Annotated in this window: 11 protein-coding genes; 4 read left to right on the top strand and 7 right to left on the bottom strand. The window is 67.4% G+C overall.

Annotation, left to right across the window (positions count from 1 at the left end; genetic code table 11):
- The first annotated feature begins 39 nt into the window (after positions 1–39).
- Positions 40–1,902, top strand: a complete 1,863-nt coding sequence (locus tag ACIOU8_RS05800) for a phosphoenolpyruvate carboxykinase (GTP) (RefSeq protein WP_400786774.1) — start codon at positions 40–42, stop codon at positions 1,900–1,902.
- Between the two features lie 152 nt (positions 1,903–2,054).
- On the opposite strand, the gene ACIOU8_RS05795 is transcribed toward ACIOU8_RS05800, so the two are convergent.
- Positions 2,055–3,938: an ABC transporter ATP-binding protein gene (locus ACIOU8_RS05795; protein WP_400786772.1), complete on the bottom strand. Its 1,884-nt coding sequence runs from the start codon at positions 3,936–3,938 to the stop codon at positions 2,055–2,057.
- A gap of 118 nt (positions 3,939–4,056) precedes the next feature.
- Between ACIOU8_RS05795 and ACIOU8_RS05790 the strand changes: the two genes are divergently transcribed.
- Entirely contained in the window at positions 4,057–5,088 is a 1,032-nt protein-coding gene (locus ACIOU8_RS05790; protein ID WP_400786770.1) for a S66 peptidase family protein, read from the top strand.
- Between the two features lie 61 nt (positions 5,089–5,149).
- Here ACIOU8_RS05790 and ACIOU8_RS05785 read toward each other — a convergent pair whose 3' ends face one another.
- Positions 5,150–6,610 carry an MFS transporter gene (locus ACIOU8_RS05785; RefSeq protein WP_400786769.1) on the bottom strand — a complete coding sequence of 487 codons (1,461 nt, stop codon included), beginning with the start codon at positions 6,608–6,610 and terminating at the stop codon, positions 5,150–5,152.
- A gap of 150 nt (positions 6,611–6,760) precedes the next feature.
- Here ACIOU8_RS05785 and ACIOU8_RS05780 point away from each other — a divergent pair, with 150 nt between their 5' ends.
- The gene (locus ACIOU8_RS05780) at positions 6,761–7,258 is read left to right on the top strand and encodes a metallophosphoesterase family protein (RefSeq protein ID WP_400786767.1); all 498 of its coding nucleotides are present in this window, start codon (positions 6,761–6,763) and stop codon (positions 7,256–7,258) included.
- Between the two features lie 7 nt (positions 7,259–7,265).
- On the opposite strand, the gene ACIOU8_RS05775 is transcribed toward ACIOU8_RS05780, so the two are convergent.
- From ACIOU8_RS05775 to ACIOU8_RS05755, 5 genes are all read right to left on the bottom strand, one after another.
- Positions 7,266–7,631 carry an HNH endonuclease gene (locus ACIOU8_RS05775; protein ID WP_400786765.1) on the bottom strand — a complete coding sequence of 122 codons (366 nt, stop codon included), beginning with the start codon at positions 7,629–7,631 and terminating at the stop codon, positions 7,266–7,268.
- A gap of 37 nt (positions 7,632–7,668) precedes the next feature.
- Positions 7,669–9,411: a beta-galactosidase family protein gene (locus ACIOU8_RS05770; RefSeq protein WP_400786763.1), complete on the bottom strand. Its 1,743-nt coding sequence runs from the start codon at positions 9,409–9,411 to the stop codon at positions 7,669–7,671.
- A gap of 64 nt (positions 9,412–9,475) precedes the next feature.
- Positions 9,476–10,834, bottom strand: a complete 1,359-nt coding sequence (locus ACIOU8_RS05765) for an ABC transporter substrate-binding protein (RefSeq protein ID WP_400786761.1) — start codon at positions 10,832–10,834, stop codon at positions 9,476–9,478.
- A 68-nt stretch (positions 10,835–10,902) separates the two neighbouring features.
- Complete coding sequence (locus tag ACIOU8_RS05760) at positions 10,903–11,793, bottom strand: carbohydrate ABC transporter permease (RefSeq protein WP_400786758.1); 891 nt, start codon at positions 11,791–11,793, stop codon at positions 10,903–10,905.
- Position 11,794: 1 nt separating this feature from the next.
- Positions 11,795–12,712 carry a carbohydrate ABC transporter permease gene (locus ACIOU8_RS05755; protein WP_140036535.1) on the bottom strand — a complete coding sequence of 306 codons (918 nt, stop codon included), beginning with the start codon at positions 12,710–12,712 and terminating at the stop codon, positions 11,795–11,797.
- A 160-nt stretch (positions 12,713–12,872) separates the two neighbouring features.
- Here ACIOU8_RS05755 and ACIOU8_RS05750 point away from each other — a divergent pair, with 160 nt between their 5' ends.
- The gene (locus ACIOU8_RS05750; RefSeq protein ID WP_400786923.1) at positions 12,873–13,856 is read left to right on the top strand and encodes a LacI family DNA-binding transcriptional regulator; all 984 of its coding nucleotides are present in this window, start codon (positions 12,873–12,875) and stop codon (positions 13,854–13,856) included.
- Positions 13,857–13,864: the final 8 nt, after the last annotated feature.

Below are 13,864 nucleotides of genomic sequence, written 5' to 3'. Positions count from 1 at the left end.
GAAGATGGAGGAAACGCCCCTCACTTCAAAGGAGTAGTCATGGCGATCGCCGAAGTCTTCACCCCCCGAGCATCATCCGTCGCATCTGTGCGCACCTTCGGGACGGCTCCGACGTATGACACCCCTGCGATGGCAGAACTCGCGGCGTGGGTCGATGAGATCGCTGCTCTCACGCAGCCGGCGTCGATCCACTGGGTCGACGGCTCGCGTGCGGAGAACGACTGGCTGCTGCGCGGGCTCGTCGACGAGGGCAAGCTGATCAAGCTCAACCCCGAGTGGCGTCCCGGCTCGTACCTCGCCCGCTCGCACCCCAGTGATGTCGCGCGCACCGAGGGACGCACCTTCATCTCGTCGGAGAACGAAGCGGATGCCGGCCCGACCAACAACTGGGCGCCTCCCGCGCGGATGCGCGAGAAGATGACTGAGATCTTCGAGGGCTCGATGCGCGGCCGCACGATGTTCGTCGTGCCCTTCTCGATGGGGCCGGTCGGCGGGCCGCTCTCGCACATCGGCGTCCAGGTCACCGACAGCGCCTACGCCGTGGCGTCCATCGGCATCATGACGCGCGTCGGCGATGCGGTCACCCGCCAGATCGCCGAGGGAGCTCCCTGGGTCAAGACCGTGCACTCGGTCGGCGCACCGCTCGCGGACGGAGAACCCGATGTCGAGTGGCCCTGCAACGATGGCAAGTACATCGTGCACTTTCCCGAGACGCTCGAGGTCTACTCGTTCGGGTCCGGGTACGGCGGCAACGCGATCCTCGCGAAGAAGTGCTTCGCGTTGCGCATCGCCTCGGTCATCGCCCGCGACGAGGGCTGGCTGGCCGAGCACATGCTGCTCATCCGCGTGATCGATCCGGCGGGCAAGGCCTACCACGTGGCTGCGGCGTTCCCGTCGGCGTGCGGCAAGACGAACCTCGCGATGCTGCGCCCGACCATTCCGGGGTGGCGCGTCGAGACCCTCGGTGACGACATCGCGTGGATCCGCCCGGGCGATGACGGTCGTCTCTGGGCGATCAACCCCGAGGCAGGGTTCTTCGGCGTCGCACCCGGCACCGGCGAGTCGACCAACGTCACCGCCGTCGAGACGCTCTGGGGAAACACGATCTTCACGAATGTCGCGCTCCGCCCCGATGGGGACGTGTGGTGGGAGGGTCTGACCGATCAGGCTCCGGCTCATCTCACCGACTGGGAGGGGAACGCATGGACCCCCGATTCCGGGCGCCCTGCCGCGCACCCCAACTCGCGCTTCACGGTCTCGGCCGCCCAGTGCCCGCAGATCTCGGAGGACTGGGAAGAGGCGGTGCCTCTCGACGTCATCCTCTTCGGCGGACGCCGTGCGACCAATGTGCCGCTCGTGGTCGAGGCCACGGACTGGACGCATGGCGTGTTCCTCGGATCCAACATCTCGTCCGAGCGCACGGCTGCAGCCGAAGGCACGGTCGGCGAGCTGCGCCGCGACCCGTTCGCGATGCTTCCCTTCTGCGGCTACAACATGGCCGACTACTTCGGCCACTGGCTCAAGGTCGGACGAGGTCTGCGGTTCGACCGCGCGCCGCGGATCTTCCAGGTCAACTGGTTCCGGCGCGGCTCGGACGGGCGCTTCCTGTGGCCTGGATTCGGCGACAACTCGCGTGTCGTCGACTGGATCATCCGTCGCGTCTCCGGTGAGGTGTCCACCGTCGACAGCCCGATCGGTCGTCTGCCGCTGATCGAGGATCTCAACCTCGACGGCATCGATCTGCCGGAGGCCGACCTCGAGGAGCTGTTCTCGGTCGACGCCGAAGCCTGGAAGACCGAGGCCGACCTCACCGAGGAGTTCTACGACACGTTCGGAGACAAGGTGCCCGCCGCGTTGCGCGCCGAACTCGCGTCGCTGCGCTACCGCCTCGACAAGGCCTGACAGACCGGGCGCCGGTTCGGGGGAGCCGGCGCTCCATGCCCCCAGATCCCCCTACCCCCAGACCGCGAAGGCGGGATGGCTGAGACGAACCCATGGCTGAGTGGTCTCTGACATCCCGCCTTCGCGCATGTCCGTGCGGCTGACGACCCTGGTCAGGCGAGCAGCTGGTGCCGCGCCAGATCGCGGTAGAGCGGCGTCGATTCGATCAGCTCGGCATGAGTGCCCTGACCGACGACGGTGCCGTCCTGCAGCACCACGATGAGGTCGCTGTCGACGACGGTCGACAGCCGATGGGCGATGACGATGAGCGTGCGATCGGTCGACACCGCGTCGATCGCTTCGCGCATGCGCTGCTCGTTCACGCCGTCCAAAGACGACGTCGACTCGTCGAGCAGCAGGATCGGCGCATCGGTGAGCAGCGCGCGGGCGATCGCCAGTCGCTGACGCTCTCCGCCCGACAGCATCACGCCGTCCTCGCCGACGGGTGCCTCGAGGCCCAGCGGATCGCGCTCGAGCACGTCGCCCAGGTTCACGGCGCGCAACACCTGCTCGCAGGCCTCGTCCGAGGCGTGCGGCGAGGCGAGACGCAGGTTGTCGCCGAGGGTGCCGGCGAGCGTGGGCGCGTCCTGCTCGACGTAGCCGAACTGCGCGCGCAGCTCGTCGCGGGGGTAGGTGCGCGAGTCATTGCCGTAGAGACGGATCGATCCTCCCGTCGGGTCGTAGAAGCGCTCGACGAGGGAGAGGATCGTGCTCTTGCCGGCACCGCTGGGGCCGACGAGCGCGACGCGTGCACCGCGGGGCACGCGGAACGAGACTCCGCGGAGAACCTCGCGCTCGGCCGGCGCGGCCGAGTCGTCGGTCGGTTCGAGGTGCGCGTCGGCGAGCAGCGTCTGCGCCTCCTTCGCGGCGGCCAGCCGCGCGGCGACCACATTCTCGGGGTAGCGGAAGCGCACGTCGCGGAACTCGATCGCGGGGGCGAGAGGGTCGGCGGCATCGCGCGGAAAGGACGCGGCGATCTCGTCATCGTGCTGCGTCTCGATGGGAAGGTTCAGCACTTCCTGGATGCGACCGAGTGCGCCGAGCGCCTGGTTCACAGAGGTGATCGCTCCGAACGTGGTCGCGAGCGGCATCACGAGCATGAACAGGAACAGGATGAACGTGATCAGCGACGCGATCGTGATCGTGCCCGCGGCGACCCTGAGACCGCCGACTCCGAGCACGACGAGCAGCGAGACCTGCAGCGCGACCCCGGCGATCGGAACCACGAGCGACGAGATCTTGGCGATGCGCACGCCGATGCCGTAGGCCTCGGAGGCGAGCGCCGACACCGTCTCGGTCTCGCGTTCGGTCGCCCCGGAGGCGCGCACGGTGCGGATCGACCCGACGGCGCGCTCGACACCGGAGGCGAGCTCGCCGACCTTCTCCTGCTGGGCGGTGGACGCGGTGCGGATGCGTCCGCTGAGCGCGGTGACGACGACGACCGAGGCGCCGATCACGACGACGATGAGCAGCAGCAGCACGGGGTCGATCACGAGCATCGCGATGAGCGCACCGAGGAAGAGGATCGCGCTGCCGACGGCATCCGCCAGTCCCTGCGTGAGCACGGCGTAGAGCAGCGTGGTGTCGGTGCCGACACGTGAGACCAGGTCGCCGGTGCGGCGGGCGTCGAACTCGCTGATCGGCAGATGCAGGATGCGCGAGATCAGCTTGCGTCGGCTCGAGTACACGACCGCGGTGCCGGTGCGCTGCAGCAGGTAGTGCTGGTAGCCGGAGATGATCGACGACACGATCACGAGACCGACGAGGATCCAGACCAGGATGCCGAGCCCCTGATCGGACTGCACGGCTTCGATGAGCTGCCCGACCAGCAGTGGTTGGGCGAGTGACGTGGCCGCCCCGAACACGCTGAGCACCGCGACGACGATGAGTGTGCGCTTGTGCTCGAAGAGGAAGGGGAGGAGCTGGCGGAAGGTGGCGCGCGGACCGTCGTGCTGCGCGCCGCGTCCGCGTCGGCGTGATGTCGCCGTGCTGGACATGGGGAACCTCGTTCTGAAAGGGGTAGTTCGACCGTACTTCGTGAGACGACGGATTCTGTGGATGGGCTGTATGCATTATCCACGCGCACTGCGGTGCCCGCGATGCGAGACTGGGCCGATGCTGTCTGCATCGAAACCTGTTCCCGGCGACCGCGTCGCCATCCTGTCGCCCGCGTTCGCCGCTCCCGCGGTCGCCCCGGAGATCCACGATCAGGCGCTCCGGCGACTCGAGCAGCTGACCGGACTGATCCCGGTCGAGTATCCGACCACTCGGCAGCTCGACGCGAGTCCTGAAGCCCGGGCTGCCGACGTCAATGCGGCCTTCGCCGACCCCGGCATCCGCGCGATCCTCGCGACGATCGGCGGCGACGACCAGATCCTGGTGGTGCCGCATCTCGACGCCGCACTCGCTCAGGCCGATCCCAAACCGTTCCTGGGCTACAGCGACAACACCAACATCCTCAACTGGCTCTGGGGCCTCGGCATCCGCGGCTACTACGGCGGATCCACGGCGGTGCACCTCGGGCCGGGGCCGGCGGTCGACGATGTGCACCTGCGCTCGCTGCGCGCCGCGTTGCTCGACGGCGGCACGGTCGAGATCACCGAGCCTGGCGAGTCGGAAGACATGGGGCGGCGGTGGGCAGACCCCCTCGCGCTCACTGAGTACGGCGTCCGCACCCCGACCGAGGAATGGACCTGGTCCGGGCCGGTATCGCGGGTCGAGGGACGCACCTGGGGCGGATGTCTCGAGAGCATCGATGCACTGGCGCTCGCCGACCGGCTGCCCACGGCATACGACCTGCGCGGCGGCATCCTGTTGCTCGAGACCAGCGAGGAGCGACCGTCCGCGAGCTGGGTCGGACGGTGGCTGCGCGGGCTCGGCGAGCGGGGACTCCTCGACGCCGTCGCGGGCGTGGTCGTCGCGCGTCCGCCGGTGAGCGATTTCGAGTTCCTGCCGTCGCTCGACGAGGCCGACGATCTTCGGGCGGCGCAGCGGGATGTCGTGATCGACACGGTCTCCCGCTACAACCCCGACGCCGTGGTCTGTGTCGGGGTGCCGTTCGGTCACACGCGGCCGCAGTGGATCGTCCCCTACGGGGGGACGATGGTGCTCGACGGTTCGTCGCGCACGATCCACGCCTCGTACTGAGCACATAGGACGAAGGGCGGCGCCTCCGGAGGAGGTGCCGCCCTTCGCCTGAGAAGACGCGTCAGAGTTCGACGGCCGCCGCGACTCCGAGGTCGGATTCGTAGTCGTTGTCCTTCGTCTCCTTCGAGAGCAGGAGCGCGATGAAGGTCAGCACTCCCATTGCCGAGAGATAGAGACCCACGAGCCAGGGGGCGCCGTCGCCGAGCTCCCAGAGCCACAGTGCGATCAGTGGTGCCACGGCCGCGCCGAGGATCGACGACACGTTGTACGAGATCGCGGAACCCGTGTACCGGACGTTCGTCGGGAACAGCTCGGGAAGCAGGGCTCCCATCGGGCCGAATGTCGCGCCCATGAGCATGAACCCGAACACGAGGAATGCCTGCGCGAGTGCGCCCGTGAACTTCGGGTCCATCGCAGGGAGCAGGAAGGCGTTGAAGGTGAGGCCGAACACGATGATGAGTCCCGTGACCCACAGCAGCAACTTGCGGCGTCCGATCGAATCCGCGATCGGGCCGGAGAGCAGCGTGAAGATTCCGAAGAACACCACGCCGACGATCTGCATGAGCACGAAGTCGGTGTAGCCGAAGCCGAGGCCCGGATAGAACTGTGCGGCGAAGGCTGAGGCGTCGAAGGTCTTGCCCGTCGCCTCCGCCGCGGCCTGCGCGGCGGCGGATGCCGTCTCGAGCGTGGCCGGCTTCGTGCCGTACGCGAGGGTGAAGTTCGTCATCAGGTAGAAGAGCACATAGGTCGCCAGCATGATGAACGTGCCGAGGATCAGCTGCTTCCAGTGGTGGCGGAACACGGTCGCGAGGGGCAGCTTGCGGATCGCGCCCTTCTTCTCGGCCTTCTTGAAGGTGTCGGACTCGACGAGCTTGAGCCGGACCCACAGGCCGATGATCACCATGACGGCCGAGAACAGGAACGGGATGCGCCAGCCCCACGACAGGAAGGCCTCGGACTTCAGAGCCGGGTTCTCGGAGTGCGGCAGCAGCCAGTTGATGGCGAGGAAGAGGAAGTTGGCGATGATGAACCCGAGAGGCGCGCCCAGCTGCGGGAACGTGCCGTACCAGGCGCGCTTGCCCCGGGGCGCGTTCTCGGTGGCCACCAGCGCGGCGCCCGACCACTCACCACCGAGCGCGAAGCCTTGAGCCAGGCGCAGGATCAGGAGCAGCAGTGCCGCCCACCAGCCGATCTGCTGGAACGTGGGGAGCAGCCCGATGATGAACGTCGCGATGCCCATCGTGAGCAGGGAGGCGACGAGCGTCGCCTTGCGCCCGAACTTGTCGCCGAAGTGGCCGAAGACGACCGCGCCGATCGGGCGCGCGATCATCGCGGCACCGAACACGGCGAACGACGAGAGCAGAGAGGTGGTGTCGTTTCCCGTGGGGAAGAACAGCACCGGGAAGACGAGCACGGCCGCTGTCGCGTAGGCGTAGAAGTCGTAGAACTCGATCGTGGTGCCGACGAGGCTCGCCGTGATGACGCGCGAGCGCGGATTCGCGGGCGCTGTGGTCGTACTCATGCTGCTCCTTCAGATCCAGGGCCCGGTATACCAAGGCACCGAGAGATCCTACGCCTTCCTGAACGTTTGCTGGGTGCGCGTGACGTCCGTCGCCCACGCGTGCGTAGAGTCGGAAGCGGAGGCCGAAGCCCACCCGAGACGGGGAGAACTGTGACGACGACACTGCTGCTCATCGCAGACACCCACCTGCCGAAGAGGGCGAAGCGTCTTCCCGACGCGGTGCTGCGGGCGATCGACGACGCCGACATCGTCGTCCACGCGGGCGACTGGGTCGACCTCGCGACGCTGGATCTGCTCGAGTCCCGCTCGCGGGTGCTGCACGGCGTCTACGGCAACAACGACGGTGCCGATCTGCGAGAGCGCCTGCCCGAGATCGCCCGGTTCACGGTCGAGCAGGTCGAGGTCGCGGTGGTGCACGAGACCGGCCAGAGGCAGAAGCGCGAGGAGCGGATGGATGAGGCCTTCCCCGGCGTGGATCTGCTCGTCTTCGGCCACTCGCACATTCCGTGGGACACCGCCGCACCGTCGGGGATGCGTCTGCTGAACCCGGGCTCGCCGACCGATCGGCGTCGCCAGCCGGTGTGCACGATGATGTCGGTCACGATCGACGCCCGGCATATCGATGCCGCGCTGGTTCCCGTCGTATGAGCGCCTCTCACTCCGCCTGGCGCAGGTCGCGGAGGATCGCGTCGTATCGGGTGAGGAAGGCGCGTTCGTCGAGCCGCTTGCGACGGAGCCACGATGTGACCTCGTCGTTGCGCTTGCTCGCGTTGCACGACCCACACGCAGGAACCACGTTCTCGACGGTGTACCGCCCGCCTCGCGAGATCGGCATCACGCAATCGCGTTGCAGGGCGATGTCGCCCGCTCCGCAATACGCGCATCCGCCCCAGGCCTCTCGCAGCGAAGCCCACTGCGCGGTGGTGAGGTCGTTGTCCGCTCGCGCGACGCGGCCCTGGCGTCGCTGGGCATAGCGCGCGCGAGCGGCAGGTGAGGGAGTGGAGAACCTTCGACGCGGCACAGACTCACGGTACTCGGCGCACGTCTGCCGCCGAGCTCTATTCCTCCGTGTCGCCGAGCGCGAGCGCCGAGACGAAGCCGGCCCTCGCGTCGAGCAGGTGCTCGAGCTCGAGGACGACGAGCCGGTTCTCTCCCGCGTTCGTGGCGGGTGCGGGCACGAAGAGGGTGCGCTGCGGGCCGTTTCGCCAGTATCGACCGAGGAAGAAGCCGTTGACGAACGCGAAGCCCTTGCTCCAGGCTGCGGTATCGAGGAACAGGTCTGCGGGGGAGTCGAGGTCAAAGTCCGCGACCCATGCAGACGGACCGGTCGTCCCCACGACCGACGACTCCGCGGCGCGGGACCCGATCTCCGCAGCCACGGCCGCGACGTCGAGCGGCGACGACTGCCAGCCCGTCAGCGGCACGCCGTTCAGCACTGGCGCGCCGATCAGCCCCTTCTGCTCGCCGAGCCGGTGATCGTAGTTCACACGCCCCTGTTCTTCCACGAGAATGCTGAGGGTCCGGCCCGCCGGAATCTGCAGCACGCGGTCGTGCCGTGTGCGTGAGAGCGTGCCGATGGGCTGGCCGTCGACACTGACCCAGGCGATGTCGCGCACCTCGTCGAGCAGCAGCTGGCCGCCCTGACCCTCGGGCAGGGAGACGTCGTAGCGGACCAGGGCGCTCAGGTGCTCCAGCTCGTCGAACGTGAGGGGCTCTGATGACGCGGGAGCGCTCGCTGCAGCATCCGTCCATGCGCCCGCCGGACTCAGAGGCACGGAGAAGACCGGCGCTGGCTCTGCAGCGAGCGGAAGCTCCTCGGGCACGGGCGCGTACTTCGCGATGACGTCACGGAACGCGAAGTACTTCGCGGTCGGGTTCCCTGCCTCGTCGAGGGGCGCGTCATAGTCGTACGACGTGACGATCGGCAGATAACGGCCCTTGTGGTTGGCACCGTTCGTGAGGCCGAAGTTCGTGCCGCCGTGGAACATGTAGATGTTGACCGACGCACCGGCAGCGAGCAGTTCATCGAGGTCGGCGGCGGCCGCTGAGACGTCGGTCGTGTGATGCACGCCGCCCCACCAGTCGAACCAGCCGTCCCAGAACTCCGAGCACATGAGCGGGCCCGTGGGCTGATGGCTGCGCAGAGTCGCGAGGCGCTCGGCGCTGCGCGAGCCGAACGAACCGGTCTTGTGCAGTTCGGGCAGGCTGCCGTCTGACAGCATCCGATCGGTGGGCTGGTCGACCGTCGTGAGCGGCACCGTGATGCCTGCCTCGCGTGTGAGCGCGACGAGGGCCTCGAGGTAGGCCTTGTCGGAGCCGTAGGCGCCATACTCGTTCTCGATCTGCACGAGCACGACCGAGCCGCCGCGGTCGATCTGCCGCGGAGCGACGATCTCGTAGACCCGACGGAGGTACTCGCTCACATCGGCCAGGTAGGTGGGTTCGGAGGAGCGCAGTTCGCGCTCACCGGCGGTGAGCCAGTTCGGCAGACCGCCGTTGTGCCATTCGGCGCAGATGTAGGGTCCTGGACGGACGATCGCGTCCATGCCCTCGGCCTGGATCAGGTCGAGGAAGCGTCCGAGATCGTTCCATCCCGTGGCATCCCACTCGCCTCGGCGCGGTTCGTGCGCGTTCCAGGCCACATACGTCTCGATCGTGTTGAGCCCCATCAGGCGGGCCTTGCGGATGCGGTCCTGCCACTGGTCGGGGTGCACCCGGAAGTAGTGGATGGCGCCGGCGATCACCTGGTGGGGGAGCCCGGCGCGGAGGAAGTCGGTGTCGCCGATGGAGAAGGAGGTCACGATGAGGTGCTTTCGATGGGAGGGCCGGACGGAGATCGAATCTCCGTCCGGCCCGGACGTGCGATTACTTGTTGACGGCGAAGCCCTGCGAGTTGCCGTACTCGACCAGTGCGTCCTGCCAGGTCACGAGGCCCTCGTTCAGATCGGTGCCGTTCTGGTATGACTGGCCCACGGTGTCGCCGAAGATGCTGTTGCCGTAGACCTGGTAGGGCAGGTAGCTCCAGCCTTCGACGACCTCGTCGGCCGCAGCGGCGAGGACCTCGTTGATCTTCTGGCCGCCGAAGTACTCGGGCGCGTCGGCGAGGAACTCCTCGCTCGAGAGCTCGGCGGTGGTCGACGGGAAGCCGCCCGACTCGAGGAAGGTCGAGATGCTGTCCTCCGAGTTGTTCAGCCACCACAGGAAGCCGGCTGCGAGCTCCGGGTTCTTGCTCTGCGTGGTGACGGCCTGACCGCCACCGCCGTTCTCGGCTGTCGCCGGGGAGCCGTCGTAGGTCGGCATCGGCGCGACGCGCCAGTCACCGGCTCCGTCGGGAGCGCCGGTGATCAGGTTGCCGGGCATCCACGCGCCGATCACGAGGGTCGCGAGGCTGCCATCGCCGAGGGCGCGGAACCACTCGTCGCTCCAGCTGCCGTAGGGGGCGAGCAGATCCTCCTCGACGAGGCGGTTCCAGTTCTCGGTCCACTTCGCAGAACCCTCGTCCTGCAGGTCGATCGTGACATCGGTGCCGGACGTCTCGAACGGCTTGCCGCCGGCCTGCCAGATCATCGAGGTCGCGAAGCCGGCGTCGCCGGTGTCGTTCGTGATGTACGCGTCGGGGTTCGCGGCGTGGATCGCCTTTGCCGCCTCGTAGTACTCGTCCCACGTGGTGGGCACGGCGACGCCTGCGGCGTCGAACACGGCCTTGTTGTAGAACAGCGCCATGGGGCCGGAGTCCTGCGGCAGTCCGTAGATCGCGTCGCCGTCGGTGACGGAGTTCCACGTCGAGGCGGTGTAGTCGTCTTCGAAGTCGGCGAAGCCGTACTGCGAGAGATCGACGAACGCGTCGGTGAGCGCGAACTGGGGGAAGGCGTAGTACTCGATCTGCACGACGTCGGGGGCGCCCGAGCCGGCCTTGATGGCGTTCTGCAGCTTGGTGTACTCCTCGTTGTTGGTGCCCGCGTTCACCACGTTCACCGTGACGTTCGGGTACTCCTTCTCGAACGCCTCGACCTGGGCTTCGGCAGACGGCGTCCACGACCAGTACGTGATCTCGCCGCCCTTCTCGAGAGCGGCCTCGACGGAGTCGAACGAGCCGTCGCCGGCAGCGCCGCCGCCTGATCCGGTGTCGCCGGTGCTGCAACCGGCCAGCGCCAGCGCTGCCACGGTTCCGGCCGCGAGCACCGCGAGGGTGCGCCGTGCGGCGGGTGAGGGAAGGTGCTTCATTGCTGTGTCCTTTCGGGGGTGCGGTCCAGCATCGGACCGACGTGTGCGGTGCGGAGGGATGCCGAGAGCTACTGCTTGACGCTTCCGGCGGTGAGACCTGACTGCCAGAACCTCTGCAGCAGCAGGAAGGCGATGACGATCGGGATGATGGTGAGAAGCGAGCCCATGATCACGAGGTTGTAGATCGGCTGCGACCCCGCGCCGATCGCCTGCGAGCTCCACTGGTTGAGGCCGACGGTGAGCGGGTACCAGGCGGGGTCCGACAGCATGATGAGCGGCAGGAAGTAGTTGTTCCAGGTCGCGACCACGGTGAACAGGGTGACCGTCACGATTCCGGGTGCGAGCAGTCGCATCGAGATCGTGAAGAAGGTGCGGAACTCGCCGGCGCCGTCGATGCGCGCGGCCTCCAGCAGCTCGGTCGGCACCGAATCCGAGGCGAAGACCCAGATCAGGTACAGGCCGAACGGGCTGATGAGCGAGGGGATGATGACGGCCCACGGGGTGTTGGTGAGGCCCAGCTCGCTGAAGAGCAGGAAGGTCGGCACGGCGAGCGCGGTGCCGGGCACGGCGACCGCGCCGAGTACGACGGCGAACACCGCGCGGCGGCCGGGGAAGCGGTACTTCGCGAGACCGTAGCCGGCCATGGTGGCGAGCAGCGTCGCGCCACCGGCTCCGACCACCACGTACAGCAGGGTGTTGCCGAGCCAGCGCAGGAAGATGCCGTCCTGATACGAGAAGGTCGCGACGAGGTTGTCGATGAACGCGAAGTCGTCGGAGAACCACAGCCCGAACGAGCTGAACAGACCCGACTGGGTCTTCGTCGAGCTGAACAGCAGCCAGACGAGCGGCACCAGTGTGTACAGCGCGTACATCACCATGACGATCAGGAGGATCTTCGACTTGCGCGGATTCAGCAGATCGTGGCGCTTCTGCGAGGGGCGGGCGAGGGGGAGTGCCATGTCAGCGCACCTCCGACTTCGAGCCGCGCAGTTGCACGACGTAGGCGATCACTGCGGTGATGACGCCCATGATGATGGCGATCGTCGCGGCGTAGTTGAACTGCTGTCCGGCGAACGAGAGGTTGTACGCGTACATGTTGGGTGTGAAGTACGTCGTGATCACGTTCGGTGCCAGGGGGCGCAGGATGTTGGGTTCGTTGAAGAGCTGGAAGCTGCCGATGATCGAGAAGATCGTCGCGATCACGAGCGCGCCGCGCACCGAGGGGATCTTGATGGAGAAGATCGTGCGCCACGCGCCCGCTCCGTCGAGAGAAGCCGCCTCGTACATGTCTGTCGGGATCGTCTTCAGCGAGGAGTAGAAGATCAGCATGTTGTAGCCGACGAACTGCCACGTCACGATGTTGCCGATCGAGACCAGGATCCACTCCCGCGCGAACGGGGTGATGAGGTCGCTGCCGAGCAGGTCGTTGAAGTTGGACGTCAGACCGAACTGGTCGCCGTAGATGTAGCCCCACATGAGCACCGCGACGACGGCGGGCACGGCGTAGGGCAGGAAGATCAGGATGCGGAAGAAGGACGCTCCGCGCAGTCGTGCGCTGTCGAGTGCCAGGGCCGCTGCGAGGGCCAGGATCAGCATGATCGGCACCTGCACCACGAGGAACAGCACGACGCGTCCGAACGCCTCCCAGAACTGGGGGTCGGTGAGAGCGCGCACGTAGTTGTCGAACCCGACGAACGCGGTGCCGCCGATCAGCTTCTCCTGGAAGAAGCTGAGGTACAGCGCGTAGGCGAGCGGTGTGAGGAACACCAGGGCGAACACGACCATGAACGGGCCGACGAAGGCCCATCCCTTCCAGTCGCGCTTTTCACGCCGGCGGATGCCGTGGTCCGCCAGGGCTGCGGAGTCTTGAGTCGTCATTGACGAGAACCTTCTTAGAGATCGGGCGCTCACTGCGCCGTGTGTCAACGTCAACATATTCGATGCGCTGCTAGTGTGTCAACGTCAACACATGAATGGATGAGTGCTCGTGACCTCGGAACAGTCGGCAGAGCCGCCGCAGCGGCGGCGTGACCCCTCCATGGAGGACGTGGCGCGAGAGGCCGGAGTCTCCGGGCAGACCGTCTCGAGGGTCGTGAACGCGCGCGGCTACGTCGGCGCCGCCACGAGGGAGCGCGTCGAGGATGCCATGCAGCGGCTCGGCTATCGGCCCAACAGTGCCGCCCGCGCACTGCGGTCAGGACGATTCCGCGCGATCGGCGTGATCATGTTCTCCTTCAGCTCCTACGGCAACCAGCGCACTCTCGACGCGATCGCCGTGCGCGCCTCGCAGATGGGGTACGCGCTGACCTTGATCCCCGTGGAGTCCAGTGCTCGTGACACCGTGGCAGGCGCCTTCCGTCGCCTCGAGGAGCACGCGGTCGACGGCATCATCATCGTGATCGAGGCGCACCAGCTCGATGAGGCCGAGGTCGAGATCCCCGAAGGGCTGCCCGTGGTGCTGGTCGACTCCAACCGCGGAGACACGCATCCGTTCGTCGACACCGACCAGGCGCAGGGCGCTCGGCTCGCGACCGAGCATCTGCTCGACCTCGGTCACAAGACCGTCTGGCATATCGCAGGTCCGGCGAAGTCGTACTCCGCCGAGCGCCGTCGTGAGTCGTGGCGCGAGACGCTCGAGGCCCGCGGTCTCGCGGCTCCGGAGCCGCTGCAGGGCGACTGGTCGGCCGAATCCGGTTACCGTGCGGGCGTCCGGCTGCGCGACGACGACCGGGTCACCGCGGTCTTCGCCGCGAATGACCAGATGGCTATCGGTGTCGTGCGTGCGTTCCGTGAAGCCGGACGCGACATTCCGGCCGACGTCAGCGTCGTCGGCTTCGACGGCCTGCCGGATGCCGCGCAGCTGTGGCCGCCGCTGACCACCGTGCAGCAGCATCCCGAGCGGGTCGGCGCACTGGCAGTCGACGCACTGCTCGCCGAGCTCGACGGCGGAGAGCGCACGCAGACTCCGCTGGTCGGCACCGAGCTCGTCGTGCGCGACAGCACGGCATCCCCTCGGAGCTGAGTCCGTCA

This window comes from Microbacterium sp. NPDC087589 (assembly GCF_044743635.1).
Taxonomy (GTDB): domain Bacteria; phylum Actinomycetota; class Actinomycetes; order Actinomycetales; family Microbacteriaceae; genus Microbacterium.
This window is presented reverse-complemented; position numbering and strand designations above follow the sequence as displayed.